21 protein-coding genes and 1 pseudogene are annotated in these 24,946 nt (G+C 67.4%); 12 read left to right on the forward strand and 10 right to left on the reverse strand.

Features of this window, described 5'->3' with window-relative positions; genetic code table 11:
• Positions 1-11: 11 nt before the first annotated feature.
• Positions 12-788 carry a DeoR/GlpR family DNA-binding transcription regulator gene (locus ACZK33_RS05230; RefSeq protein WP_423174359.1) on the reverse strand — a complete coding sequence of 259 codons (777 nt, stop codon included), beginning with the start codon at positions 786-788 and terminating at the stop codon, positions 12-14.
• Between the two features lie 159 nt (positions 789-947).
• On the opposite strand from ACZK33_RS05230, the gene smqnr reads away from it, so the two are divergent.
• A complete protein-coding gene (gene smqnr / locus ACZK33_RS05235; RefSeq protein WP_121504026.1) occupies positions 948-1,595 on the forward strand; it encodes a SmQnr family pentapeptide repeat protein in 648 nt (215 codons plus the stop codon).
• A gap of 3 nt (positions 1,596-1,598) precedes the next feature.
• On the opposite strand, the gene ACZK33_RS05240 is transcribed toward smqnr, so the two are convergent.
• Together ACZK33_RS05240 and ACZK33_RS05245 are read right to left on the reverse strand one after the other, a co-directional pair.
• Positions 1,599-2,273 carry a class I SAM-dependent methyltransferase gene (locus tag ACZK33_RS05240; protein ID WP_107431417.1) on the reverse strand — a complete coding sequence of 225 codons (675 nt, stop codon included), beginning with the start codon at positions 2,271-2,273 and terminating at the stop codon, positions 1,599-1,601.
• A gap of 87 nt (positions 2,274-2,360) precedes the next feature.
• Positions 2,361-3,059 carry a glutathione S-transferase family protein gene (locus ACZK33_RS05245; protein WP_182267345.1) on the reverse strand — a complete coding sequence of 233 codons (699 nt, stop codon included), beginning with the start codon at positions 3,057-3,059 and terminating at the stop codon, positions 2,361-2,363.
• A 100-nt stretch (positions 3,060-3,159) separates the two neighbouring features.
• Here ACZK33_RS05245 and ACZK33_RS05250 point away from each other — a divergent pair, with 100 nt between their 5' ends.
• Entirely contained in the window at positions 3,160-4,119 is a 960-nt protein-coding gene (locus tag ACZK33_RS05250; protein WP_423174358.1) for a LysR substrate-binding domain-containing protein, read from the forward strand.
• Here ACZK33_RS05250 and ACZK33_RS05255 read toward each other — a convergent pair.
• Positions 4,058-5,438: pseudogene (locus ACZK33_RS05255) on the reverse strand (aminotransferase-like domain-containing protein). The gene ACZK33_RS05250 and the pseudogene ACZK33_RS05255 sit on opposite strands and share 62 nt — an antisense overlap.
• Before the next feature lie 133 nt (positions 5,439-5,571).
• Between ACZK33_RS05255 and ACZK33_RS05260 the strand changes: the two are divergent.
• The 3 genes from ACZK33_RS05260 (at position 5,572) to ACZK33_RS05270 (ending at position 8,392) form a co-directional block, all read left to right on the forward strand.
• Entirely contained in the window at positions 5,572-6,435 is an 864-nt protein-coding gene (locus ACZK33_RS05260) for a DMT family transporter (RefSeq protein WP_049463495.1), read from the forward strand.
• Positions 6,436-6,593: 158 nt separating this feature from the next.
• Positions 6,594-7,475 (forward strand): SDR family NAD(P)-dependent oxidoreductase, encoded by an 882-nt coding sequence (locus tag ACZK33_RS05265; RefSeq protein ID WP_423174356.1) that lies wholly within the window; start codon positions 6,594-6,596, stop codon positions 7,473-7,475.
• A gap of 38 nt (positions 7,476-7,513) precedes the next feature.
• Positions 7,514-8,392 carry a LysR family transcriptional regulator gene (locus ACZK33_RS05270; RefSeq protein WP_201118302.1) on the forward strand — a complete coding sequence of 293 codons (879 nt, stop codon included), beginning with the start codon at positions 7,514-7,516 and terminating at the stop codon, positions 8,390-8,392.
• Positions 8,393-8,405: 13 nt separating this feature from the next.
• On the opposite strand, the gene ACZK33_RS05275 is transcribed toward ACZK33_RS05270, so the two are convergent.
• Positions 8,406-9,305 (reverse strand): LysR family transcriptional regulator, encoded by a 900-nt coding sequence (locus ACZK33_RS05275; RefSeq protein WP_423174355.1) that lies wholly within the window; start codon positions 9,303-9,305, stop codon positions 8,406-8,408.
• A gap of 107 nt (positions 9,306-9,412) precedes the next feature.
• Here ACZK33_RS05275 and ACZK33_RS05280 point away from each other — a divergent pair, with 107 nt between their 5' ends.
• Positions 9,413-10,930 (forward strand): MFS transporter, encoded by a 1,518-nt coding sequence (locus tag ACZK33_RS05280; protein ID WP_423174354.1) that lies wholly within the window; start codon positions 9,413-9,415, stop codon positions 10,928-10,930.
• Between the two features lie 98 nt (positions 10,931-11,028).
• Here the strand turns inward: ACZK33_RS05280 and ACZK33_RS05285 are convergent, their stop codons facing one another.
• Complete coding sequence (locus ACZK33_RS05285) at positions 11,029-12,414, reverse strand: sensor histidine kinase (RefSeq protein WP_423174353.1); 1,386 nt, start codon at positions 12,412-12,414, stop codon at positions 11,029-11,031.
• Positions 12,392-13,075, reverse strand: coding sequence for a response regulator transcription factor (locus tag ACZK33_RS05290; RefSeq protein WP_423174352.1), 684 nt, complete (start codon positions 13,073-13,075; stop codon positions 12,392-12,394). The genes ACZK33_RS05285 and ACZK33_RS05290 overlap by 23 nt, the downstream gene beginning before the upstream one ends.
• 152 nt (positions 13,076-13,227) lie before the next feature.
• Between ACZK33_RS05290 and ACZK33_RS05295 the strand changes: the two genes are divergently transcribed.
• Both ACZK33_RS05295 and ACZK33_RS05300 read left to right on the forward strand, forming a co-directional pair.
• A complete protein-coding gene (locus ACZK33_RS05295) occupies positions 13,228-14,406 on the forward strand; it encodes an efflux RND transporter periplasmic adaptor subunit (protein WP_423174351.1) in 1,179 nt (392 codons plus the stop codon).
• A gap of 4 nt (positions 14,407-14,410) precedes the next feature.
• The gene (locus ACZK33_RS05300) at positions 14,411-17,512 is read left to right on the forward strand and encodes an efflux RND transporter permease subunit (protein ID WP_423174350.1); all 3,102 of its coding nucleotides are present in this window, start codon (positions 14,411-14,413) and stop codon (positions 17,510-17,512) included.
• A 269-nt stretch (positions 17,513-17,781) separates the two neighbouring features.
• Here the strand turns inward: ACZK33_RS05300 and ACZK33_RS05305 are convergent, their stop codons facing one another.
• Positions 17,782-18,186, reverse strand: a complete 405-nt coding sequence (locus tag ACZK33_RS05305) for a GFA family protein (protein ID WP_049421554.1) — start codon at positions 18,184-18,186, stop codon at positions 17,782-17,784.
• Between the two features lie 171 nt (positions 18,187-18,357).
• Between ACZK33_RS05305 and ACZK33_RS05310 the strand changes: the two genes are divergently transcribed.
• Positions 18,358-19,332 carry an Lnb N-terminal periplasmic domain-containing protein gene (locus tag ACZK33_RS05310; RefSeq protein WP_423174384.1) on the forward strand — a complete coding sequence of 325 codons (975 nt, stop codon included), beginning with the start codon at positions 18,358-18,360 and terminating at the stop codon, positions 19,330-19,332.
• Positions 19,332-21,353, forward strand: a complete 2,022-nt coding sequence (locus ACZK33_RS05315; RefSeq protein WP_032127736.1) for an esterase/lipase family protein — start codon at positions 19,332-19,334, stop codon at positions 21,351-21,353. Before ACZK33_RS05310 ends, ACZK33_RS05315 begins: the two co-directional genes overlap by 1 nt.
• A 38-nt stretch (positions 21,354-21,391) precedes the next feature.
• On the opposite strand, the gene ACZK33_RS05320 is transcribed toward ACZK33_RS05315, so the two are convergent.
• Positions 21,392-22,813 (reverse strand): MFS transporter, encoded by a 1,422-nt coding sequence (locus tag ACZK33_RS05320; protein ID WP_423174349.1) that lies wholly within the window; start codon positions 22,811-22,813, stop codon positions 21,392-21,394.
• 29 nt (positions 22,814-22,842) lie between these two features.
• Between ACZK33_RS05320 and soxR the strand changes: the two genes are divergently transcribed.
• Entirely contained in the window at positions 22,843-23,277 is a 435-nt protein-coding gene (soxR, locus tag ACZK33_RS05325; protein ID WP_032127734.1) for a redox-sensitive transcriptional activator SoxR, read from the forward strand.
• Between the two features lie 84 nt (positions 23,278-23,361).
• Here the strand turns inward: soxR and ACZK33_RS05330 are convergent, their stop codons facing one another.
• Complete coding sequence (locus ACZK33_RS05330; RefSeq protein WP_423174348.1) at positions 23,362-23,964, reverse strand: short chain dehydrogenase; 603 nt, start codon at positions 23,962-23,964, stop codon at positions 23,362-23,364.
• 100 nt (positions 23,965-24,064) lie between these two features.
• Here ACZK33_RS05330 and ACZK33_RS05335 point away from each other — a divergent pair, with 100 nt between their 5' ends.
• Positions 24,065-24,940 carry a LysR family transcriptional regulator gene (locus ACZK33_RS05335; protein WP_423174347.1) on the forward strand — a complete coding sequence of 292 codons (876 nt, stop codon included), beginning with the start codon at positions 24,065-24,067 and terminating at the stop codon, positions 24,938-24,940.
• The last annotated feature ends 6 nt before the right edge of the window (positions 24,941-24,946 follow it).

Consider the following 24,946-nt stretch of genomic DNA (forward strand, 5'->3'; position numbering starts at 1 on the left):
GAGCGGTACGGTCAGGGCGGAGTGGGGTGTACCGCGATGCCTGCGGCGCGGAAGCGCGCAGCCAATGCGGGGGGCGCGGTGGTGGTCAGCACCAGATCGTCGATTTCATCGAGGCTGGCGATCTGCCAATTACCGCGGGCACCGAGCTTTTCAGTGGTGGCGGCGACGATGACGCGGCTGCTGCAGGCCACCATCGCGCGTTTCAGCGTGGCTTCTTCCGAATCCATTGCCCACACGCCGGTGTCGCCGTCCACCGCGCAGGGACCGGGCAGGTACACGTCGGCGCGCAGGCGCTGCACCTGGGCCAGTGCTTCAGCGCCGACCGCGCCACCACCGCTGGCCAGGCGTCCGCCGATCAACTGCACCGAGGTGCCTTCAAGCACGCTGGCGGCGGTGGCGATCTGTGGCGCGTTGGTGATCACCGTCAGGCCGAGAGCGGCCGGCAGCTGCTGGGCGATCGCCAGGTTGGTCGACCCGGCGTCGAGCAGTACCACCTGGCCGGGTTGCAGCAGTGCGCAGACACGGGCGGCCAGTTCGGCCTTGTCGCCGCGGTCGCGGGTCAGTCGTTCGCGCAGTGGGCGTTCCTGCGGCGGCGGCAGCACGGCGCCTCCGTAGACGCGCTGGCATAGCCCTTGGGCGGCCAACTCGCGCAGATCGCGGCGGATCGAATCTTCGGAGACGGCATAGCGGCGCGCCAGTTCGGCGGCGACCACGCGGCCCTGCTGGCGCAGTTCCTCGAGGATCTGCAGGGTGCGCTGGGCGGGGAGGGGGCTGGGATCGGAGCTCATGACGCAAGTCTGCACGTTCGTGCATTAACATGCAACAACGTGCATTGGGCGGGCGTGGCCATAGATCGGCTGAACTGCCGGTGAACCCGACCGCGCCAGCGTCTATGGATCGCCCTCGCGGCCCGGCATCATGGCGGGGCACCTGGCATGGAATCCACGATGTCCCCCACCGTTCACCGCAAGCTGCGCATCGGCGCGGACCAGTACACCGGCCAGAAAGTGGTCGACCAGCAGTTCCACGAATGCGATTTCTCCGGCGCTGACCTCACCGCCACGGAGTTCATCAACTGCAGCTTCTACGACGCTGAAAACCGCGCCGGTTGCCGCTTCAACGGCGCCACATTGAAGGAAGCCAGCTTCCGTAGTTGCGACATCAGCATGTGCCACTTCAGTTTCATCAAGGCGCTGGGCCTGGAGATCAGCGAGTGCCGTGCGCAGGGCGCGGATTTCAGCAACGCCAGCTTCATGAACCAGATCACCACGCGCAGCTGGTTCTGCAGCGCGTTCATCAAGAAGTCGAACCTGCGCTATGCCAATTTCTCGCGAGTGACGCTGGAAAAGTGCGAACTGTGGGAGAACCGCTGGGATGGCGCGAACGTGAGCGGTGCCAGTTTCGCCGGTTCGGACCTGTCCGGTGGCCAGTTCGAGGGGATCGACTGGAACAGTGCCAACTTCACCGACTGCAACCTGACCAACTCCGAGCTGGGCGAGCTGGACCTGCGCAGCACCAACCTGCGCGGCGCCACACTGGATGTGCAGCAGGTGGCGCTGTTGATGCAGCGCATCGGCATTACCGTGGTGCCGTAGGCATCATCCGGCGTACGCCACCCAGCCCTTGAAGCTGAAGCCGGCGTAGAACAGCTCCACGTTGTCGAAGCCGGCCTCCTGCAGTAGCACAACCTCCTGCTCCGGCGACAGCAACGGCAACCGTTCGGCAATGGCGTCGATCGCGCGCTGCGCATCGGCGTGGGCAACCCCCGAGGCTTCGGCGAACGCCGCGTAGCGCTGCAACCAGCGCAGCTTGCCGGCCGGGTCCTGTGGCACGCTGTGGTGCGCCACCACCAGTGGCGCGCCGGGTTGCAGGCGCCGGTGCAGTTCGCGCAGCGTGTGCAGGCGCTGCCCGGCATCGAGGAAGTGCAGGGTCAGCAGGCAGCTGGCACCGTCGAAGCGCGCATCGGGTGCATCGTCGATATAGCCTTCCAGCAGCTGCACGCGCGACATCAGCGGACCCAGTGTCTGCTCGGCCAGGGCCAGCATCGGCGCGGCCGGGTCGACCCCCAGCAGCTGCCAGCCCGGCTGCGCCTCGGCGAAGGCCTTCAGTTCCAACCCGCCACCGGCACCCAGCACCAGCACGCGGCCCTGCGCAGGGACACGTTCGGCCAGCAGCAGCCGGCTCATCTGCTGCAGGGCGAGGAAGCCGGGCACCTGGCGCAGCGGTGCTTCGGCATAGCGGGCCACCGCCTGCGGATCGGAGAACGTGGACATGCGCGGATTCCTGCAGCGGGGGACATACCACTGTAGCGCGGCGCGCAAGAGGCATTGCGCGCCGCTGCCGCACGGGCAGGACAGGGCTCAGGCCGCTGCGGCCTCAAGCACGTCTTCCAGCCTCACCTCGCCGAGGAATCCACCGCCGCTGGTTGCCGGCTGCTGCGCTTCGATGGCGTGGGCGAACTGCACGCCGGCGTCGTCCTGCAGGCGCTCGAACAGCTGCTGCACCCTTGGGAACTCGCGTCGATCGACCACCTGGTGATAGTCGTTCCAGCGCGCGATGCCGGCGAAGTAGGCGTCGGCAAAGCTGCGCTGTTCGCCCAGCAGCCACGGGCCGGCGCCGATCATCTGCTCCAGCGCCTGGTGGGCGTGGCGCACCTTGGTCGTGCCATAGGCACGCAGCGCCTCGCCTTCATCGCCTTCCGCATGCTCCAGTGCGTGCCAGAGCGGCGCGTAGGCACCGAAGAAACTGGTGTTGAGATAGGCCAGCCGATGGTTGAGGCGATCGAAGCCGGAGGTGCCCTGTGCGAAGCCCAGGCCCTGTGCGATGCCCTTCGCGGCCAGGTGGTTGAGGATGGCCAGGCTCTCGCTGAGCAGCTCGCCCTGTGTGGTTCGCAGGGTCGGGGTTTCGCCCAGTGGATTGAGGCGGCGGTAGTCTTCGCCCTGCACCTGGCCGGGCATCTCGATGCGGCACAGGTGATACGGCTGGCGCAGCCACTCCAGCGCGATGATGGAGCCGAACGAGCAGCCCGAGGGCACGCCGTAGAAGAGGATCGGGGTCATGGCAGGTTTCCGGTTCGAGCCGCGATGCGGCGGGTGAGGAAAGCGTGCCCGCGTGGACATTGCTCCGGAAGCCGTCCGAATGGCATCCTGAAGTCTACATATGTGGACGTTGCGCATGCTCAACCTCAACGATCTGGCCCTGTTCGTCACTGCGGTGGAGCAGGGCGGTTTCGCCGCAGGCGGGCGCCATCTGGGCCTGCCGCGCTCGACCCTGAGCAAGCGCGTGGCGCTGCTGGAAGAACAGCTCCAGGTGCGGCTGCTGCAACGCAGTTCGCGCCGCTTCGCATTGACCGAGGTCGGTCAGGAGTTCTTCGAGCGCGCACGCGCAGCGTTGTCTGAGGTCGAGGCGGCCGAGGCCATCGTCCGCGACCGCCAGGCCGAACCCAGCGGCACCGTACGCATCAGCGCTTCGATTCCGGTGGTGCAGGGCGAGCTCGCCGCGTGCCTGCCTGCACTGGCCCGCCGCTATCCACGGCTGCGCATCGAAGTTGAAGTGAGTGATCGTTTCATCGATCTGGCTCAGGAGGGCATCGACATCGCTCTGCGCAGTCACTTCGGTCCGCTGCCGGATTCCGGGTTGGTGCAGCGAATGCTCGGCAGCGAGCGCATCGTGCTGGTGGCGTCCCCTGGCTATCTGGCAGCCGCGCCGGCAGTGGATACGCCCGAGCAGCTGCGTGCGCATGCCGGCCTGCTGACCGCGCGTCATGCAACGCGCTGGACGCTGCACGGCCCCGACGCCCGCACCGTGCAGGTGGAGCCGAAGGTGGCGCTGGTCGGCAATGAATCGCAGCTGCTGATCGCGGCGGCCGAAGCCGGTCTTGGCATTACCGTGTTGCCACAGAGCCTGTGTACCGAGGCCCTTGCCGCTGGCCGCCTGCAGCAGGTGCTGCCGGCGTGGCATGCCGGCGAAGTGACCACCAGCGTGCTGCTGCCGCATCGTCGCGGCCAGTTGCCGGGCGTGCGCGTGGTGGTGGATGCGCTGGTCGCGCATTACCAGCTCAACGCAGCGCGCGCGCCAGTACCTGCCAGATCCTCGGGTCCTGGCACTGCGAAACGTTGAAACGTACATAGTCAGCCGCGCGCTGCGACTGGCTGAACGCGTTGCCCGGCGCCAGCACGATGCCCTCGCGCAGGCATTGCCGGGCCAGTGCGGCGGCATCGCGGCCATCGGGCAGCTGGCACCACAGGAACAGCCCGGCTTCCGGCTGCAGCCACGGCGTGATGCCCAGCGCCTGCAGCTTCCGCAGCGTGTGCCGGCGCGCATCGGCCAGGCGCGAACGTACCGACTGCATGTGGCGGCGGTAGCCGCTGTCGGTCAGCGCGATGTGCATCAACTGCATCGCTAGATGGCCGCCGCCGAAGCTGGTGGCCAGCTTCAGGTCGGTCAACGCTTCGATCCAGTCATGGCGCGCAGCGATGTAGCCACAGCGCGAAGCCGCCGACAGCGTCTTGGAGAAACTGCCGACGTGGATCACCCGCGACAGCCCATCGAGCGCGGCCAGCCGCGGTGCAGGCTGCAGTTCGAAGTCGGCGAAGATGTCGTCCTCGACGATGATCAGTTCATTGCGTTCGGCCAGGCCCAGCAGGCGGTGGGCGGTGGTGGCCGACAATACGGCGCCGGTCGGGTTGTGCAGGCCCGAGTTGGTGATGTACAGCCGCGGCGTATGCGCCTGAACTGCCTGCGCGAACGCCTCCAGGTCCGGGCCGCTGTGCGTGTACGGCACGCCGATGGCCTGCACCTGGTGCGCCTTCAGCAACGCGTGGTAGTTGAAGTAGCTCGGGTCATCCACCAGCACGCAGTCGCCGGGTTTGAGCAGGAAACGGCAGAGCAGATCGACCGCGTGCGTACCGGATTCGGTCAGCAGGATCTGCTCCATCGGTGCATCAATGCCCAGCGCGGCGCTGCGTCGTTGCAGCAGCTGGCGCAGTGCGGGCAGCCCGAGCGGGCCGGCGTAGTCGACCAGCTGTAGGGCATCGGCACGCGCCAGCCGACGCAGGCCGGCGGCGCACGCCATCGTGGTACAGCCAATCGCTGGGCATCCAGCCACAACCCGGCTTGAGGTGGCCCGCGGGCGTTTCCAGCGATTGCCGCGACACCCACAGCGGGTCCACGGCGCGATCCAGCCGGGGTTCCATTTCAGCCAGCGCCAGCGGTGCGGTCGGCCCACTGACGTAGAAGCCGGATCCTGCGCGCGCACTGATCAGACCTTCGGCGGCCAGGCGCTCGTAGGCCTCGACCACGGTTGAGACCGACACCTCCATCGCCGCCGCCTGCGCACGTACCGAAGGCAGGCGCGAGCCGGGGCCATCCACCCGCGCACCGATGCGGGCGCGGACAGTCTGGATGACCGATTCAATGCGGGTGAGCGAACGTGGCATGGCTGAACCGTAGTGGAAGTGTGGGCAGTACAGTTACTTGCGACTGTACTGGATTGTAGCTGGGGTCGTTCCGCGCTGGATGCTTCCATACAGGTCCAGCCGGGCATCGTCCGGCATCTTCAGGAGTACAGGCGTGGAACGGTCGGCGAGTGGTTGGATCAATGGCTTCATCGGTGTAGTGATCTTCGCGGGCTCCCTGCCGGCCACCCGCTTGGCGGTGCTGCAGCTGGACGCCGGATTCGTCACTGCTGCACGCGCGACCATTGCCGCTGTGCTCGGCCTTGGCCTGCTCCTTCTGCTGCGCCAGCCGTGGCCGCGGCGCAATGACCTGCCAGGCCTGGTGGTGGTCAGTCTGGGGGTGGTGGTCGGCTTTCCGCTGTTGACCGCGCTCGCGCTGCGGCATGCGTCATCGGCACACACCATCGTGTTCCTCGGCCTGCTGCCACTGAGCACTGCGGTGTTCGGCGTGCTGCGCGGCGGCGATCGACCGCGCCCGGCGTTCTGGTTGTTCTCGCTGCTGGGCAGTGCCTGCGTGGTCGGCTATGCGGTGCGCAACGGCATCGAGGCCTCGCTGCAGGCTGACCTGCTGATGCTGGCGGCGATCGTGGTGTGTGGGCTGGGCTATGCCGAAGGTGGTCGACTTGCCCGCCACCTTGGCGGTTGGCAGGTGATCAGCTGGGCGCTGCTGCTGGCGTTGCCGGTGATGCTGCCGCTGACAGTGCTGATGCGCCCGGCCTCGTTCACCGCGGTCGGTGCGTCGGCGTGGTGGGCGCTGGGCTACGTGGCGGTGTTCAGCATGCTGATCGGCTTCCTGTTCTGGTACCGCGGGCTGGCCCAGGGCGGCATCGCGGCCGTCGGCCAACTGCAGCTGCTGCAACCGTTCTTTGGCCTGGCTCTGGCTGCGCTGCTGCTGCACGAATCGGTCAGCCTCAGCATGGTGCTGGTGACCGTGGTCGCCGTGATCTGCGTCGCCGGCGCGCGCCGCTTCAGCCGCTGAGCGAAAAAGGGGACGGAGGGGATTAAGTCGTAATCGGCCCTACTGTGCCTGAAACGACTTAATCCCCTCCGTCCCCTTTCCGACGATAGCGTGCGCGTATCGTGGAGGGCGGTGAACAGTATTGGCTGCGGCCTGCGTGCTTGGTTGAAGCTGGGCGCATGAAGCCGATCTCGCGTATTTCCTTCGAAGGCCAGGTGGGTCTGGTGACCGGCGCCGCCGGTGGACTGGGCCTGGCCTACAGCCGCCTGCTGGCCGAGCGTGGCGCGCATGTGGTGATGCATGACGTCGGTGCCGGCACCGATGGCCGTGGTACCGATCCGCTTCGCATCCAGCACAGTGCCGAAGCGTTGCAGGCGCGGGGGCTATCGGTGCAGGCCGTCAGTGATCCCATCGACCATCGCACGGGCTGCCACGGGCTGGTGCAGGATCTGCTGCAGCAGCACGGCCGCATCGATTTCCTGATCCACAACGCCGGCTGGGTCGAGTACCAGACGCTGGAAGCGATCGAGGACGATGCGCTGGAGCAGATGCTGTGCCTGGCCGCGAAGACGCCGTTGTGGCTGGCGCAGGCGGCGTGGCCGGCAATGCGCGCGGCGGGCGGTGGGCGCATCGTCATCACCACGTCCGATCGCGCGCTGTATCCGCAGTACGCACAGCGCGGGCTGTCTGCGTACGCGATGGCCAAACTGGCCGCGCTCGGTCTGGTCAATGTGCTGGCGCTGGAAGGCGCCGAGCATGGCATCGTGGTCAATGCGGTTTCGCCGGTGGCAAAGACGCGCATGTGGGGCATCGAGGGTGAGCCCGATGAGCTGCATCCGGAAGCTGTTGCGCACGGTGTGGCCTATCTGGCGTCCACGCGCTGCCAGGGCGGCGGCTGGGTGCTGCGTGCAAGCAACGGCCAGTTCCACGCACTGCGCATGCAGGAGGCCGAGCATGTGGCATACCCAAGGGATCTGCGCGCGGTCAGTGCCGACAGCATCGAGTCGGTGGCGCTGCAGTGGCCGGCCATCGCCCGCGCCAGCGTCGACGTGCGCGGCTGAGGGCGTACCCTAGGCGGGTTACCACTGCCTGCTTCGAGATGATCGACCTGCGCCTGCTTCGCCAGTATGTGGCCGTGGCCGAAGAACTGCATTTCCACCGCGCCGCCGCCCGCCTGCACATGTCGCAGCCGCCGCTGACCGCGGCGATACGACGGCTGGAAGACGAGCTCGGAAGTGAACTGATCGTGCGCGGCAACCGCACGCTGGGCCTGACCGTGGCCGGGCAGACCTTGCTGGTGGAGGCGCGGGCAACGCTGCAGCAGGCTGAGCAGGGGTTGCAGCGCACGCGCGAAGCTGCAGCGGGGCAGTCCGGCAGCCTGCGCGTAGGCTATGTCGGCAGTGCGCTGTATGGCCGCCTGCCAGGTTTGATCCGCCGCTTCCGCCAGCAGTACCCGCAGGTGCAGTTGCACCTGCAGGAAGCCACGTCGCGCCAGCAGCAGTTGTGGCTGCGTGAGCAGCGCATCGACGTTGGCGTGTTGATTCCACCGATTCCCGCCGCCGAGCTGGTGCTGCACGACTTCGACCATGACCGCCTGGCGATTGCGCTGCCGCGCGCTCATGCGCTGGCCGACGCGCCGGAGGTCAGTGTGGCGATGCTGGCTGAAGAACCGTTCGTTTCATGGCCTGCAGCCGAGGGCATCGGCTTCCACGCGCAGGTGCTGGGCCTGTGTACCGCTGCGGGCTTCACCCCGCGCGTGGTGCAGGAAGCGCAGGGCATGCACGCGGTGCTGTCGCTGGTGGCGGTGGAGGCGGGCGTGGCGATCGTTCCGGCCAGCATGGCCAGCTTCCGTTCGCAGGAGATCGTCTATCGCGTGCTGGAGGACGAAGCAGCGCGTTTCGACCTGCCGTTCTGCAAGCGGCCGGAACAGCCATCGCCGGTGCTGCGCAATTTCCTGCAGACGGCGGGCACCAACTGATTCTGTGGACCTGCTACGCCTTGTCGCCTTGGAACAGATGCGCAACGGCATAGTCGATGAACACCCGCAGGCGTGCACTGGGATGGCGCCCACCGGGCCAGAGCAACGAGAACTGCCCCTGGTGCGTGGGCAGTGCTGGCAGTACCTGTTGCAGGCGGCCATCGGCCAGCGCATCGGCTGCGAGGAAGTCAGGCATCCAGGCCAGGCCCATGCAACCGATCGCAGCGGCCAGTACGGCCTCCATGTTGTTGCAGGTCATCGCCGTGGGAAGGCGCGCGCCGGCATCGCCTTCGATGCCCGGCAGCTGCCACGGGTGCAGCTTTCCGGTGGTGGGGTAACGGAAGCGCAGCGCGGTATGCAGGCGCAGCTCGCTCACATCACCGGGCGTGCCATGCGCCTGCAGATAGCCCGGCGCCGCACAGAGGATGAAACGGAAGCCGCCCAGCCGCCGTGCGGTCAGGCTGGAATCGGCCAGTTCACCGCTGCGTATCACCGCGTCGAGGCCTTCGCTGACCACGTCGACGATGCGGTCGTTGAAGTCCAGCTCCAGCTGCACCTGCGGGTAGCGCTGCTGGAACCCCGGCAGTACCGGCAACAGGAAGCGGTAGCCGATGGTGGGCAGGCCGATGCGCAGCAGCCCGCTGGGGGCGTGCTGTCGCTGCGCCAGATCCGCCTGCGCTTCGGAAAGTTCATCCAGTGCCCGCCGGCAGCGCTGCAGCAGCAGTTCGCCTTCGTCGGTGAGGTGCACGCGGCGGGTGGTGCGCTGGAACAGGCGCGTGCCGAGTTCCTGTTCAAGGCGGGCGATGCGCTTGCCTACCGCCGACGCGGAGAGGCCGAGCACGCGGGCGGCACCGACGATGCTGCCCGCCTCCGCGGTGCGGACAAAGGCGAGCAGGGCAGAGATGGAGTCCATGGGGGGCATGATTGCGGAACATCTGGCCGTAATCAACGTCCATCGAGCCTGTTTTTCAGGAATAGCGTCCTGTCCATCATCAATGCCCCTGATGGATGGAGGCCCGCATGGCCCCGGTTTCGATGCTTCCCGTACCTTCCCACACGCAGCAGCGCTGGGCCCTGCTTGCCGTCTGCCTGGCTGCACTGGCGCTGCCCTTGTCCTTCTCGGCCGGTGCCGTCGCGGTGCCGGCGCTGGCCCGTTCCGCGGCGTCGTCGCCGACTGCGCTGGCTTGGGTGACCAACGCCTTCATGCTCACCTTCGGCAGCCTGTTGCTCGCTGCCGGTGGCCTGGCCGATCGTTATGGTCGGTGGCGGTTGTTCCTGCTGGGTACGGCGGGCTTCAGCATCGCCACTGCCGTCGTCTGCCTTGCGCCCACGCTGCTGTGGCTGGATCTGGCGCGCGGGCTGCAGGGCGTTGCCGCTGCAGCGGCGCTGGCGTCCGGCACCGCTGCGCTGGCGCATGCCTGGCAGGGGCCGGTGCGTGCCCGTGTGTTCGCCCTGCTGGGCACCACATTCGGTGCGGGGCTGGCGCTGGGGCCGCTGCTCGCGGGTCTGCTGTTGCAGGCATTGGGATGGCGCAGTGTGTTCGCCGCGGGCGGTGTACTGACGCTGGCGGCGTTCGCCGTGGGCGCGCGCGCGTTGTCCGAAAGCCATGGCGAACGCGGGCGGCTGGATGTCGGCGGCATGCTGGGTTTCAGCCTGATGCTGGCGGCGTTGACCCTGGCCCTGCTGTGGCTGGGGGAATTCGGCCTGCATGCCATGCGCGTGCAACTGGCGCTGTTGGCGACGCTGGTGCTGGGCGGGGTATTCGTCTGCATCGAACGACTGCACCGCTCACCGTTGCTGGACCTCTCGCTGTTCTCGCAACCGGCGTTCCTCGGTGTCCAGCTGCTGCCGGTCGCAACCTGCTTCGGCTACGTGGTGCTGCTGGTGGTGTTGCCTCTGCAGCTGTTGGGCGTGCATGCACAGAGCGCGACATTGGTCGGGCTGCAGATGCTGGCCCTGTCCGCGCCGATGCTGGTGCTGCCGATGCTGGCCGCGCGCTGGGCGGAACGCGTTGGAAGTACGCGGCTGTGTACGCTGGGCCTGCTGGTCTGTGCCTCTGGGTTGTACCTTTTGTCGCGCCACGCATCGCATCCGTCGCCGTCGCAGTGGGTGCCGTTGCTGATGCTGATCGGCGCTGGAACGGCCTTGCCGTGGGGCCTGATGGATGGGCTGTCGGTCAGTGCGGTGCCGGTGCAGCGTGCGGGCATGGCCGCCGGCATCTTCGGAACCGTGCGGGTGGCCGGTGAAGGCATCGCATTGGCCGCAGTCACGGCCTTGCTTGCGCTGCTGATCGGCCACCAGCTGCAGGGAGCATCGCCCGCATCGCTGGCGCGCGCCGGTGCCTATCTGGCAACGGGTGCGCATGCACAGGCACAGGCACTGCTTCCGGCGATGAGTGGCGCACAGCTGCAGCAGGCCAGTGCCGAGGCGCTGGCGATACTGCTGCGTGTCCTGGCGCTGCTGACCGCCGCATGCGCGGTGCTGTTGCACCTGCTGCTGCGGCGGCCAGCGTTGGCCGTGATCAGAACCGATAGCTGATGGTGCCGGTCACCACGCGCGGGTAGCCGGGGGGGCGGCGGTTGCCAGCTGATTTTCCTTTCTTGCGTGGGGCCGCGCATTGGCTCGAAGGCCATTGCTCAGGGCAGGCCGTCCGTCGCGCCGCGGATGCTCATCCAGGCGCCGCCACCGGGGGCGCTGCCGGCGCGGACACGGAAGCCGTGCAGGCCGGCAATGGCGGCCACGATCGACAGGCCCAGGCCGAATCCAGGCCCTTGGCCGGCGCTGCTGCTGCCACGGAAGAAGCGCTGGTAGATCAGCGTGCGGTCCTGTGGCGGAATGCCCGGCCCGTTGTCGATCACATCGATCCTCGGGGCGCCGTGATCATCGACCGCACGTAGCAGGATGCGGCCGTGTGCAGGGGTGAACTGCAGGGCATTGGACAGCAGGTTGGCCAGCGCTTCGAACAGCAGCTCGCGGTCGCCACGCAGCGGGCCCACCTTCGGGTCCACCTGCAGCTCCAGCAACTGCTGCTTCTCTTCGGCCAGCGGCAGGTAGAACTGGTGCAGTTCCTGCAGCAGCTCGGAGACGTCGACCGCGTCGAAGGCCGAACGTCGCTGGTGGCTCTCCAGTTCCGACACCCGCAGCAGCGCGGCGAAGCGCGCCATCAGCATGTCAGTCTCGGCCAGCGCCTTGTCCAGTGGATCGGCATGCGGGTCCCGTTCGTCCAGGCCCACGCGCATGCGGTACAGATGCGCGCGCAGGCGGGTCAGCGGGGTGCGCAGATCGTGGGCGATGCTGTCGCACACGCCTTTGACCTCGGTCATCAGCTGTTCGATGCGTTCCAGCATGGCATTGACGATGCTCGACAGCCGATCGATCTCGTCGCGACGGCTGGACACCGGCAGGCGCTGGCCGAGGTCGCCGGCAACGATGCGGTTGGTGGCCGCTTCGATCTGCTGGATACGTTTCAACGGGCGCCGGCGCAGCAGATGCCAGCCCACCAGGCCGGGAATGACGGTCAGCGACACGCCCCACAGCAGCGCATCGAGGATGATGCTGTTGACCGCCATGAGCTTGCCATTCTGGCGCACGAATACCAGCGTGCGGCCATCGCGGGTCACCACGCCGAGCGCACTGCCGCCGTTGTCGTGGCGGCCATCGGCCAGCGTCCAACCGTCCACCGCATGCGAGTTGCCATCCAGCGGCAGTCCCTCGGGGATCGCTGTCAGCGGGCCCGCCATCGGCATGCCGGCCTTGTCGAACAACCCATAGGTATAGACCTGGTGCAGATCGAAGCGCTGGCTGTCGCGCAATGCTTCATCCAGTGCCGGCCCGTCGAAGCTCATGAACAGGTGGGCGCGCTGCTGCAGGCCTGAATCGGTCAGGTCACTCAGGTAATCCGAGATGCGCCAGTACATCACGCCCAGCAGCAGGCTCGACCACGCCACGAACAGGATGCAGTACAGGCCCAGCAGTCTGCTGCTGGAAGAGCGCCAGTGGTCAGGATTGCGCGTCGAAGACATAGCCGGTTCCACGTACGGTCATGATCGGCTGCGGCCGGCCAGGTTGTTCGATGCGCTTGCGCACGCGGCCGATATGCACGTCGATCAGGTTGGTGCCCGGATCGAAGTGGTAGCCCCAGACTTCCTGGAACAGCATGCTGCGGGTGACCACCTGGCCGGCGTTGCGGACCAGGAACTCGAGCAGCTTGAACTCGGTCGGCAGCAGTGCAATCTCATGGCCACCGCGTCGCGCCGAGCGGGTCATCAGGTCCAGTTCCAGGTCGCCGGCGCGCAGTACGTTGTCGATGACAGCGGCCTGGCCCTGGCGCCGGACCAGCACTTCCACGCGTGCAGCCATCTCGTCCGAAGCGAAGGGCTTGGTCAGGTAGTCGTCGCCGCCGGCGCGCAGGCCGCGCACGCGCTCATCCACGTCCGACAGTGCGCTGATCATCAGCACCGGCGTGGTGATGCCTTCATGGCGCAAGGCGGTGACCAGGGCCAGCCCGTCGATGCCGGGCAGCATGCGGTCCAGGGTGATCACCGCGTAGTCGCCTGCACGTGCCAGCGCCAGGCCGTTGCTGCCGTCGCTGGCCAGGTCCACGTCGAAGCCGTGGCTGCGCAGTTCGGTGGCGATCTCCTCGGCAGTGACAAGATCGTCCTCGATGGTGAGTACGCGCGGCATGGGCCAGTGTGCAGAGTGGGACAGGGGCATCCTCGCAATCGTGGGCAGCGACTGCAAATGAAAAATGTTTCATGCGCCATTTAGCAGGATCGTGCCGCCACGTCTTCTATATTCGGCGCCGAACGCTCCCCCACGCGTGGAACCTGCAGCCGATGATCCTTCCGAACCCCTCCCGTCCGTACCGTGCCTGGCGGCTGCCGCGAACCGCGGGCCTGCCGCTGCTGGCGCTCGCCCTGGCCGGCCTGCTCAGCGCCTGCGGCAAGGACGCGCCCAAGCCCGGCGCGACGACGCCTGAGGTGACGGTGCTGACCCTGCGCAGCCAGCCGCTGGCACTGCAGCAGGATCTGCCTGGGCGCAGCGTTGCCTCGCAGGAATCGGACGTGCGTCCGCAGGTGGATGGCGTGCTGGTGAAGCGGTTGTTCGAGCAGGGCCAGTGGGTGAAGGCCGGGCAGCCACTGTTCCAGATCGAGCCCGCGCTGTACCAGGCGGCGCTGAACGAGGCGCAGGCCAACCTGAAGACCGCCGAGGCCGCTGCGGTGACCGCGCGCCTGCGGGCGCAGCGCATGCAGGCGTTGGGCAAGGACCAGCTGGCCGCGCGCCAGGACGTGGACGATGCGATCGCCAGCGACCAGCAGGCTGCCGCCGTGGCGCAGGCCGCACAGGCCGCGCGTGACACGGCCAGCACACGGCTGGGGTTTGCCACGGTGACCTCGCCGATTGCCGGGCGCATCGGCCGCGCGCTGTTCACGCCGGGTGCGCTGGTCACCTCGGGCCAGGCCGATCCACTGGCACGGGTGCAGCAGATGGACCCGATGAACGTGGACATCACCCAGTCCAGCAATGAGTACCTGGCACTGCGCCGCGCCATCGCCGACGGTGGCGTGCAGGCCGACACAGCACCGGTGCGGCTGCGCCTGTCCGATGGCACCGACTACCCGCTGCCCGGCACGCTGGAATTTGCCGACGTGGACGTGCAGCAGGAAACCGGCAGCATCACCCTTCGGGCGCGTTTCCCCAACCCGGATGGGCAGCTGCTGCCAGGCATGTACGTGCGCGCGCTGGTGGGACAGGGAACCCGCCAGCAGGCGCTGCTGGTGCCACAGGCTGCGGTCGATCGCAGCCCCAAGGGCGAGGCACAGGCGTGGTTGGTGGACAAGGACGGCAAGGCGCGGCTGCGCCTGTTCCGCACCGCGCGTGCGGTGGGCGACCAGTGGCTGGTGCTCGATGGCCTTTCCGCCGGTGAGCGGGTGGTGGTGGCCGGCGCGCAGGGCCTGGCCGATGGCATGGCGGTGCGGGTGAAGCCGGCGCCGGCGCCGGCCGGGAAGGACTGAGCAGATGCTGCCGCGCTTTTTCATCCATCGCCCGGTATTCGCCTGGGTCCTGGCGATCTGCATCATGGCATTCGGCACCATTGCAGTGACCCAGCTGCCGGTGGAGCAGTACCCGGACATCGCGCCGCCGCAGGTCAACATCACCGCGAACTACACCGGTGCCTCGGCGCAGACGGTGGAGGACAGCGTCACCCAGGTGATCGAGCAGCAGATCAAGGGCATCGACCATCTGCTGTATTTCTCATCCACCAGCTCGTCATCGGGGCAGGCGCGCATCACAGTCACTTTCGACCAGAGCGCCAATCCGGATATCGCCCAGGTGCAGGTGCAGAACAGCGTCAACCAGGCCATCAACCGGCTGCCGCAGGAAGTGCAGCAGCAGGGCGTGACGGTCGCCAAATCCCAGGGCGATTCACTGATGGTGGTCTCGCTGTACGACACCAGCCGGCGCATGGAGCGGGTGGATGTTTCCGATTTCCTGGTCAGCAACGTGCAGGACCCGATCAGCCGTATTCCCGGTGTCGGCGAGATCAACGTGTTCGGCTCGGCTTACGCAATGCGCGTGTGGCTGGACCCGCACAAGCTGCGCGCCTATGACCTGATGCCCTCGGACGTTCGCGCTGCGATCCAGGCGCAGAACACCCAGGTGACGGCGGGTGAGCTGGGCGCGATGCCCTCCAGCCCGACGCAGAGCCTCAACGCCACGGTCACCGCGCAGTCGCGCCTGCAGACCCCCGAGCAGTTCCGCGCGATCATCCTGCGCACGCTGCCCAGTGGCGCGGCGGTGTTGCTGGGCGACGTCGCACGGGTCGAGATCGGCGCGGAGAACTACCAGACCAGCAGCTATCTCAATGGCTATCCGGCGGCTGGCTTCTCGGTCACTCTGGCCTCCGGCGCCAATGCGTTGGCCACGGCCGATGCGGTGCGCGCGGAGATCGAGCGGCTGCGGCCGACTTTCCCGCCCGGCCTGCAGGTGGCCTACCCGCGTGACAGCACACCGTTCGTGCGGGTCTCGATCGAGGGGGTCATCCATACCCTGATCGAAGCCATCGTTCTGGTGGTGGTGGTGATGTTCCTGTTCCTGCAGAACCTGCGCGCCACGCTGATTCCGGCGATCACGGTGCCTGTGGTGCTGCTGGGCACGTTCGGCGTGCTGGCCGTTGCCGGATTCACCATCAACACACTGACCCTGTTCGCGATGGTGCTGGCGATCGGGCTGCTGGTCGACGATGCGATCGTGGTGGTGGAGAACGTGGAGCGCATCATCCACGACGAGCATCTGCCACCGCGGGAAGCGACCGAAAAATCGATGGGTGAGATCACCGGCGCGTTGATCGGCATCACCGTGGTGCTGGGCGCGGTGTTCCTGCCGATGGCGCTGTTCGGTGGTTCCACCGGCATCATCTACCGGCAGTTCTCGATCACGATTGCATCTGCCATGGCATTGTCGGCGCTGGTGGCGCTGACGCTGACCCCGGCGCTGTGCGCGACCCTGCTCAAGCCGTCTTCGGCGCAGAAGCCACAGGGTCGTTTCTTCCGGGCGTTCAACCGGGGCGTCGAGCGCAGCCAGTTGGCCTACCAGGGAAAGCTCGGTGGCGTCGTTACCCGGCCGCGGCGCTGGATGGCGTTCTACCTGCTGCTGGTGGTCGCCATGGTCGCGCTGTACGCGCGGATGCCGACCGGCTTCCTGCCGGTGGAAGACCAGGGCCAGGTGACCTTCCAGTTCTCCACGCCGGAAGGCACGCCGATGGGGCGTACCGAAGCATTGGGCGAGCAGATCAGCCGCTACTTCATGGAGCACGAGAAGCAGAGCCTGGATGTGGTGTTCGTGGTGGTCGGCCGCAACAATGCCGGCACCGGCCAGAACGCGGGGCAGGGCTTTCTCGCACTGAAACCCTGGGATGAGCGCACGGGCGACAACACCGCTGCAGCGATCATCAAACGCGCCAATGCCTACTTCCGCAGCTTGCCGGATGCCAAGGTCAATGTACTGGCACCGCCGGCAGTGCGTGGACTGGGCCAGTCCAGCGGCTTCGAACTGTGGCTGCAGGACACCAGCGCGGCCGGGCGCGTGGCCCTGCAGGCAGCGCAGGAACAGGTGGTGCGCGCGGCCGGCGAAGACGACGGGCTCACCTCGGTGCGCCTGAACGGTCTGGGCGACAAGGCCGAGCTGCGGCTGGACATCGACCATGCCCAGGCCAGCGCACTGGGCCTGGCCCAGGCCGACATCAATTCCACGCTGTCGGCGGCCTGGGGCGGCAGCTACATCAACGATTTCCTCGACCGTGGCCGGGTCAAGCGGGTCTACATGCAGGGCGACCAGCCCTACCGCAGCGTGCCCGACGACATCGGCCAGTGGTATGTGCGCGGTGGCAACGGCCAGATGGCGTCGTTCGCCAGTTTCGCCAGCAGCCACTGGGCACGCGGGCCGCAGCTGCAGCAGCGCTTCAATGGCCTGCCGGCGATGCAGATCCAGGGCAGCGCCGCCGAAGGCCGCAGCTCGGGCGAGGCGATGCAGCGCATGCAGGCGCTGGTTGCCGATCAACCCGGGTTCGACCTGCAGTGGAGTGGCCTGTCCTACCAGGAACAACTGGCCAGCAACCAGACGTTGTGGCTGTACATCGCCTCCATTGCCTTCATCTTCCTGTGTCTGGCAGCGCTCTATGAGAGCTGGACGGTGCCGGTGGCAGTGGTGCTGGTGATCCCATTGGGCGTGATTGGTACCGTGCTGGCGACCACCGCGGCCGGGTTCGTCAATGACATCTACTTCCAGGTCGGCTTGCTGACCACCATCGGCCTGTCGGCCAAGAACGCGATCCTGATCGTGGAGTTTGCCGAAGCTCGCTATCGCGCCGGCAGTTCGGCGGTGGAGGCGGCGCTGCAGGGCGCACGCCTGCGCCTGCGTCCGATCGTGATGACGTCGTTGGCATTTGTGGCCGGTGTGATTCCGTTGGCGTTGGCCACCGGTGCGGGTGCGGTCAGTCGTCGTGAAATCGGCATGAGCGTGATCGGCGGCATGGTCTCCGGCACGGTGCTGGCGGTGGTGCTGGTGCCGTTGTTCTTCGTGCTGGTACGCCGCCTGGGCCGGTCACGGCCGCAGGACTGAGGGGGACGCGGCTGTCATCTGGTTGCCGCAGCACCCTCACCCGTTCTTTGCCCAGGTGTCGCTAGCGTAGGTCGTCCCCGTCCCCCACGGAGACCTGCCATGTGGCTGCTCGATCATCTCTGGCCCGGCCGCAGACCTGTTCCTCCCCCGGTCGCCACCGAACCGCAGGCGACGCCCCGCCGGCCCTGGCTGAAGCGCCCGGTGCGGGCAGGCCGCAGCGGCATGGCCCCCTGGCAGAAGGTTGCCGCACCGCCACGGCGCACGCGCCACTAACCGGTGCGGTCGGCGGGATGGTTGACCCCATCGTTGACCGGGATCACACCCAGCGCGAACGGGTCGATGCCTTCCAGGCAGGCCACGTTGTAGCCGTACTGTTCCGGGTTGGAGCGGCGCCGGTGATGGGTGTAGATGCCGCACACGCCACAGAAATAGTGCTCGGCCACATGGGTGTTGAACTGGTACCGCTGCAGGTGGTTCTGCCCGCGCACCACCTGCAGGCCCGCGCGGCTGACGCTGGCGGCAATGGCCCCCCGGCGCCGGCACATCGAGCAGTCGCAGCGGCGGGGTTCGACAATACCGTCCGGCAGGTCCAGCAGCAGTTCGACCGTGCCGCAGTGGCAGGTGGCTCGGTGCCGGGGTTGGACCGGAACGCCGGCCACGGAAGTGATGCCCATCGTTGCTCCTGTGAAGTGAACCTGGCCGCAGAGGCCGCCGCCGACGGTGCGCTGCCCAGCCTGAACGGTCCGTAGATGCCACGGTGAACCCGCTTGTGGCTAACTATGCGGCTTCAAGACCGCGACAGGATGCCAGTGAACGCCGCAGGACGTTGGATGACAGGGAGTGCCATGGCGCTGGCGGCGCTGTGGGTGAGCGGGCTGCTGGCCTACCAGCTGCCGGGGCCGGGTTGGTTGGCCACCGGCGTGGCCGTGCTGTGGCTGCTGGTGGCGCTGTGGGCGTCGTGGCGGGTCGCGCGGGGACGTGCCTCCCGCCGCCTCGGCACGGCCTTCGGTGTGGCACTGGCGTTGGCCGGCCTGTGGTGGCTGCTGCTGACCCCGCGCCAGGACCGCGTATGGGCCGACGACGTGGCCCAGCGCCTGCACGTAGTGTCCTTCGACGGGCGCCATGTGGTGCTGGACAACGTGCGCGACTTCAGCTGGCGCAGCGAAACCGACTACGACGCGCACTGGGTGCGCCGCGAATACGACCTGGACCAGCTGCGCTCGGCCGACCTGGTGCTGTCGTACTGGATGGGCCCGGCGATCGCCCACACGCTGATCTCGTTCGGTTTCGAGGATGGTCGCCACGTGGTGTTCTCGCTGGAGATCCGCAAGGAGCGCGGTGAGTCGTTCTCCGCGCTGGGCGGCTTCTTCCGCAAGTTCGAGATGACCCTGGTGGCTTCGGAGGAGACCGACATCATCCGCACCCGCACCAATGCGCGTGGCGAAGATGTCTACCTGTACCGCCTGCATGGCATGGACCGCGCGCAGCTGAAGGAACTGTTCGCTGCGTACATCGAGCAGGCGCGTGAACTGGATGCGAAGCCGGGTTTCTACAACACGCTGACCAGCAACTGCACGACCATCGTCTTCGACCTGGCCCGCCACATCGCACCGCGCCTGCCGTTGGACTACCGCCTGCTGCTGTCCGGTTACCTGGCCGAGTACGCGCAGGAGGTCGGCGCGCTCACGCCGGGCGTGCCGTACACCGAGCTGCACGACAAGGGCCGCATCACCCAGCGCGCATTGGACCTGGGTGATGGCGAGCATTTCTCCACCGTGATCCGCCAGGGCGTGCCCGGCACCGAGCAGGACCCGCAGTAATGACCCAACTCTTTCTGACCCGCTGGCAGCGCCTGCTGCCGGTGTTGTTCGCCGCCTTCCTGCTGCTGGGCAGCAGCGGCTGCGCGATGGTCACCGTCAAGCAGGTCAAATCCAGTGATTCACTGGTCAACAAGCGCGCGGATGTGCTCAACACTGGCAAGCTCAGCCCTGCCGCGCGTGAAACGCTCAGCGCAGCGGGCCTGGACGAATCGCAGTGCGAGAAGGACTTCCTGGTCTGCCGCAGCACGTTGCTGATGACCGACGACCTCAATGTCGAGCAGCGGCTGTCGGCGCTGTCCGAGCTGTGGGTGAAGGCTGCATTGGCGATGACGCCGAAGAAGACCGCCGCAGGCGACCCGCCGATGAGTGATGCGGCATTGGATGCCTGGCTGGAAGCCGCACGCTATGCCTATGCCTACCTGTTCTACAGTGGCCGCTCACCGTCCGACCGGGCCTTCGAGGACCGCCAGACGCAGGTGCGCGACTACTACAACTACGCGGCCGAGAAGGCGGCGGTGGTGTTGTTCGTGCGCGCACGCGCCGCTGCGCTGGCCGGCGAGGACTATACGAAGCCGCTCACGGTCGGTAGCTGGTCGCTGGCCTCCAACTACCAGCAGCTGGGTCTGAAGAGCATTCCGGCGCAGCTGGTGCCAGCGGGAACGGTCAGCTTCGTTGGCCTGCGCAGCACCTATCGCCGCGATGGCTTCGGTGCCGAGCTGGTGATGGTGATGGACCCGCCGAAACTGGTCGCGCCAGTGATCGCGCCCGACGGCCCGAAGGCTGAAACCGCGCAGGACGACGAGGACGACGAGCGTCGTGGCCGCCGCCACCGCCATGACGATTCGGTGCCCGAGTTCAGTGAGATGTCCTCGATCAACGTCACCGCACTGCTGCGGTTCGAAGGCAGCAGCCTGGAAGACGTGATGCGCACGCGCCGGGTCGAGCTGGATGCCTATTCGCCGGAAGCGACCGAGCGCATCACTCTGCACGGTGAGCAGGTACCGCTGGCCGGCAACTTCACTGCCGCCTACGGCCTGTGGCTGGCGCAGAGTGGCTTCGCCCGGCAGTCGCTGCGTACCCTGTTCGGCATGAGCGAGGGCATCGGCGAGCCGCACATCTACCTGATGCAGCCGTGGGACCCGAACCGCCGCATCATCTTCATGCTGCACGGCCTGGCCAGCAGCCCGGAAGCGTGGGTGAACCTGGCCAACGAGATCATGGGTGACCCCGAGCTGCGCCAGCAGTTCCAGGTGTGGCAGGTCTATTACCCGACCAATGCGCCGATCGCGCTGAACCGCTACGAGATCGCCAATGCATTCAACGACACGCTGAAGCATTTCGATCCCAACGGCAGCACGCGTGCGTCGAAGGACATGGTCTACATCGGTCACAGCATGGGCGGCGTGCTGGCGCGCCTGCTGGTGAGCGATTCCGGCGATGTACTGTGGAACGACCTGCTGGCCAACTACGACCTGAAGGGGGAACGGCTGAAGCGGGTGCAGAACAAGCTGGGTCCGCTGCTGCATTTCAAGGCACAGCCGAACGTGGAGCGTGCGATCTTCATCGCCGCGCCGCACCAGGGCACCGACATTGCCGGCAACAAGGTCGGTCGCCTGATTGGTCGCTTGGTACGCCTGCCGCTGACAATCCTCGGCAAGTTCGAGGACGTGTTCATGGCGCTGGCGCAGGCCGAGCAGCAGGTCGATGGCACCGCCAAGCCGAAGATCCCGAACAGCATCGACAACCTCAAGGCCAGCGATCCGTTCGTGAAGGCCGCCGCACAGCTGCCGATTGAGGCGGGCCTGAAGTACCACTCGATCATCGCCCAGCGCAAGCCGGAGCTGCCGGTGGAAAAATCCGATGATGGGCTGGTGCCGTACTGGAGCGCACATCTGCCGGGCGCGCTGTCGGAGAAGGTGATCATCTCCGGCCACAGCGTGCAGGAAACCCCGCAGGCGGTGCTGGAGGTGAGGCGCATCCTGCACCGGGATATCGATGACATGGGGACCGGCAGCCGGTAGTGCCGGCCTCTGGCCGGCAATCCCGCAATGCGGCGGTGCTACACCCGCCGCGCGATTACCGTGGCCAGCAGTGCCAGGCCGAAGGTGATTGCCAGGCACAGCACGTAGCCGGTGTGTGGTGCGGTTTCCACGAACAACGCGAACAGAGCACCGGAAACCGCCAGTGCGGTGGTCACCGACAACGCTTCGCTCAGCTGCAGCGCCGAGGTGTTGGCGCCCTGCTCATGCGGCGCCGACAGCGAAAGCGTCAGCACCGACAGGCTGGCGTAGATCATGCCCATGCCGAAGCCGGTCATGGCCCAGCCGACCAGTGCCACCGGCAGCGGCACGGCGTTGAACAGCACGGCCAGTGTGGCGGCGATACCGATCGTCATCAGCGGTGTGCCAACGCGCAGCAGCTGCTGGCGTGACCAGCCGCGCTGCTGGTGGCCCTGCAGCCATGAACCGGCGAACCAGCCCAATGCGCCGAGGCTGAGCACCGCGCCGGCCCAGCTGGGCGAGAGCCCGCGTTCGCGCTGCAACAGCAGTGGCAGGTAGGCCTCACAGGCGAAGAATGCGGCCGCCGCGATGCCGCGCAGGGCGATCACGCTGGGCAGTCCGCGGCGCAGCAGCAACGTGCCGGCCGGCAACAGGCGGTGCACGCAGAACAGCAGCGCCAGCATGGCCACGCCGATGCAGAGCAGCGCAGGCAGGCCCTGCTGCTGGCCGCCGAAGTAGAGCAGCAGCGCCGCCAGCGAGGCGCCGCTGGCCCAGCGCACCACGTTGCCGCGACCATCGTCGCTGTTTCCTGCATCGCTCGGTTGCCTGCGCGCCAGCGCCGGGCGCAGCAGCAGCGCGGCCGGGACCGCCAGCAGTGGCACGGCCAGGAACACCCAGCGCCAGCCGAGATGCTGCACGATCAGCCCGCTCAGCGCGGGACCGATCATCGACGGCACCACCCAGCCGGCGGAGAACGCGGCGAATACCTTCGGGCGCAGGTGTTCGGGATAGCTGCGGCCAACCATCACGTACAGCGAGACCGAGATCGCGCCTGCGCCCAGGCCCTGTAGCAGGCGCCCGGCCACCAGCATGCCCATGCGCATGGCGAAGCCGGCCAGCAGCAGGCCCAGCACGAAGCAGCCCAGGCCATACCACAGCGGCCGAGCTGGTCCCTGGCGGTCGGCCCAGCGTCCGGCCAGGGTCATGCCGATGACACTGGTGGCCAGGGTGCCGCCAAAGGCCAGCGCATACAGGCGCAGGCCATCCAGCGCCTCGGCCACGGTCGGCATGGCGGCCGCCACCGCCAGGGCCTCGAAGGCATGCAGCGCCACCAGTGCCACCATGCCGATGGTGGTGGCGCGATAGCGGGGAGACAGGATCGACGTATCAGCCGGCGCACGGGCGTCGGCGGGCGAAAGAGTGGGGGACATACGAGTCAGATGCGGGCCGCGCTTGTCAACTGGCGGCGAAGATAGCAGCATGCCACCTCAACTGCAGTTTAGGTCAAGCAATGGTTTCCCAGGAACTCAGCGTTGGCGAAGTCTCCCAGCGCAGTGGCGTGGCGGTTTCCGCGCTGCATTTCTACGAGCGCAAGGGGCTGATCAGCAGCCTGCGCACCTCGGGCAACCAGCGGCGCTACAGCCGTGACGTGCTGCGACGGTTGGCCGTGATCCGCGTCGCGCAACGGGTGGGCATGCCACTGGAAGCTGTCGGCCGTGCCTTCGAAAGCCTGCCCGAGGGCCGCGCGCCGACCAAGGCCGACTGGGCCAAGCTGTCCGCGCGCTGGCGCACCGAGCTGGAGGAGCGCATCCACATGCTGGAACTGCTGCGCGATGAACTGACCGGCTGCATCGGCTGCGGCTGCCTGTCGCTGCAGCGCTGCCGCCTGGCCAACCCCGAAGACGTCCTCGGCGAACGCGGCGACGGCCCGATGCGCTGGGAGTGACCCGCGAAAAGGGGACGGAGGGGATTATGTCGTTTGTGCATTAACGACTTAATCCCCTCCGTCCCCTTTTCGTCCCCTTTTTTCTTACCAGACCGTGATCGTCTCGCCGCTCTGGATGCCTTCCACCGCGCGCTGGAAGGCCAGCGCCGCGCGCTGCGCGCTCACCGCTTCGAAGCCTGGGAAATAGGGGCCGTAAGCCGCCATCGATTCGATCAGCACGTTCGGGCTGACCACGTTGATGCGCAGGCCACGCGGCAGCAGCTCCAACGCGGCGGCACGCACGAAGCCTTCCAGTGCGGCATTCACCGAGGTGGCGTTGGCGCCATCGCGGATCGGCTGTGCGCTGACGATGCCGCTGGTCAGGGTGATCGAGCCGCCGGCGTTGAGGTGGTGCTGGGCGACCAGTGCCAGCCGCACCTGGCCCAGCAGCTTGTCCTGCAGGCCGAGGTTGAACTGCTCGGGTGTCATGTCCTTCAGCGGACCGAAGTGCAGCTTGCCGGCGGTGGAGATCACTGCATCGACCGGACCGGTGCGCGCGAAAAGTTCGGCGACGCTGGCGTCGTCTGTCAGGTCGACGCGCAGTTCGCCGCTGTTGCGGCCGGCGGCCAGGATCTGGTGCTGCTGGCCAAGCTGGCGCGCGACTGCCTGGCCGAGGGTGCCGCTGGCACCCACAAGGAGAATCTTCATGGCGGTTCCTTGCGAGAGGGGGAATGAGCGCAGTCTGCGCCCTCACAGTGGGGTTAGGTAAGCGGCGTATGCTTCGCAGATTCCTAACTATGGATTAGCAATGGATACCCTTCGCTGCATGCAGGCCTTCGTCGCCGTGGCCGAGTCCGGGAGCTTTGCAGGAGCTGCCGAACAGCTGCAGGTGTCGGCGGTGATGGTCGGCAAGTACATCCAGCAGCTGGAGGCGCACCTGGGTACCGCGCTGCTGCAACGGAACACCCGCCGCCAGCGCCTGACCGAAGCCGGCAGCGCCTACCTGGCCGGGTGCCGGCAGGTGCTGGAGCAGGTGCAGCAGGCCGAGGCCGATGTCGCCGGCCTGCAAGTGCAGCCGCGTGGCCTGCTGCGGGTCAGCGCGCCGACTACCTGGGGCAGCTGCGTGCTGGCGCCGGTACTGTCCGGACTATTGCGTGAGCAGCCGTTGCTGAACATCGAACTGGACCTGAGCAACCGCCGCGTGGACCTGATCGAGGATGGCTTCGACGTGGCGATCCGGGTCGGGCCGCTGCCATCGCAGGAGGTGGTGGCGCGGCCGCTGCCGCCGTATGCAATGAGCCTGTGTGCGGCACCGTCCTACCTGCGCCGGCGCGGCACGCCGCGCACGCCCGCGGATCTGCAGGGGCATGATTGCCTGAGCCACCTGGCCTGGCGCGGCGGCCATGGCTGGCAGTTGGCCAACGGCGAACAGGTGGACTGGGAGGCGCGGCTGACCTGCAACGACGGTGTTGCACTGCGCGAGGCCGCCGTGGGCGGCGCAGGGCTGGTGCTGCAGCCGACCGCGCTGCTGGCCGGCGAAATCGCGGCCGGGCGGTTGAAGCCGCTGCTGCGCGACTACCTGCCCGAACCGCGGCCGATGCACCTGATCTACCTGCCGGATCGACGGCCGCGCCCGCGGTTGCAGTGCTTCGTCGATTTCGTCATGGCCACATTGGGGCAGTGAACATCC

This window comes from Stenotrophomonas sp. 86156_Sma, from assembly GCF_056481625.1.

Coding starts and splice junctions, on each gene's coding strand:
- ACZK33_RS05230 (WP_423174359.1), bottom strand. CDS start 788: ATGAGCTCCGATCCCAGCCCCCTCCCCGCCCAGCGCACCCTGCAGATC.
- smqnr (WP_121504026.1), top strand. CDS start 948: ATGTCCCCCACCGTTCACCGCAAGCTGCGCATCGGCGCGGACCAGTAC.
- ACZK33_RS05240 (WP_107431417.1), bottom strand. CDS start 2,273: ATGTCCACGTTCTCCGATCCGCAGGCGGTGGCCCGCTATGCCGAAGCA.
- ACZK33_RS05245 (WP_182267345.1), bottom strand. CDS start 3,059: ATGACCCCGATCCTCTTCTACGGCGTGCCCTCGGGCTGCTCGTTCGGC.
- ACZK33_RS05250 (WP_423174358.1), top strand. CDS start 3,160: ATGTGGACGTTGCGCATGCTCAACCTCAACGATCTGGCCCTGTTCGTC.
- ACZK33_RS05265 (WP_423174356.1), top strand. CDS start 6,594: ATGAAGCCGATCTCGCGTATTTCCTTCGAAGGCCAGGTGGGTCTGGTG.
- ACZK33_RS05270 (WP_201118302.1), top strand. CDS start 7,514: ATGATCGACCTGCGCCTGCTTCGCCAGTATGTGGCCGTGGCCGAAGAA.
- ACZK33_RS05275 (WP_423174355.1), bottom strand. CDS start 9,305: ATGGACTCCATCTCTGCCCTGCTCGCCTTTGTCCGCACCGCGGAGGCG.
- ACZK33_RS05280 (WP_423174354.1), top strand. CDS start 9,413: ATGGCCCCGGTTTCGATGCTTCCCGTACCTTCCCACACGCAGCAGCGC.
- ACZK33_RS05285 (WP_423174353.1), bottom strand. CDS start 12,414: ATGTCTTCGACGCGCAATCCTGACCACTGGCGCTCTTCCAGCAGCAGA.
- ACZK33_RS05290 (WP_423174352.1), bottom strand. CDS start 13,075: ATGCCGCGCGTACTCACCATCGAGGACGATCTTGTCACTGCCGAGGAG.
- ACZK33_RS05295 (WP_423174351.1), top strand. CDS start 13,228: ATGATCCTTCCGAACCCCTCCCGTCCGTACCGTGCCTGGCGGCTGCCG.
- ACZK33_RS05300 (WP_423174350.1), top strand. CDS start 14,411: ATGCTGCCGCGCTTTTTCATCCATCGCCCGGTATTCGCCTGGGTCCTG.
- ACZK33_RS05305 (WP_049421554.1), bottom strand. CDS start 18,186: ATGGGCATCACTTCCGTGGCCGGCGTTCCGGTCCAACCCCGGCACCGA.
- ACZK33_RS05310 (WP_423174384.1), top strand. CDS start 18,358: ATGGCGCTGGCGGCGCTGTGGGTGAGCGGGCTGCTGGCCTACCAGCTG.
- ACZK33_RS05315 (WP_032127736.1), top strand. CDS start 19,332: ATGACCCAACTCTTTCTGACCCGCTGGCAGCGCCTGCTGCCGGTGTTG.
- ACZK33_RS05320 (WP_423174349.1), bottom strand. CDS start 22,813: ATGCTGCTATCTTCGCCGCCAGTTGACAAGCGCGGCCCGCATCTGACT.
- soxR (WP_032127734.1), top strand. CDS start 22,843: ATGGTTTCCCAGGAACTCAGCGTTGGCGAAGTCTCCCAGCGCAGTGGC.
- ACZK33_RS05330 (WP_423174348.1), bottom strand. CDS start 23,964: ATGAAGATTCTCCTTGTGGGTGCCAGCGGCACCCTCGGCCAGGCAGTC.
- ACZK33_RS05335 (WP_423174347.1), top strand. CDS start 24,065: ATGGATACCCTTCGCTGCATGCAGGCCTTCGTCGCCGTGGCCGAGTCC.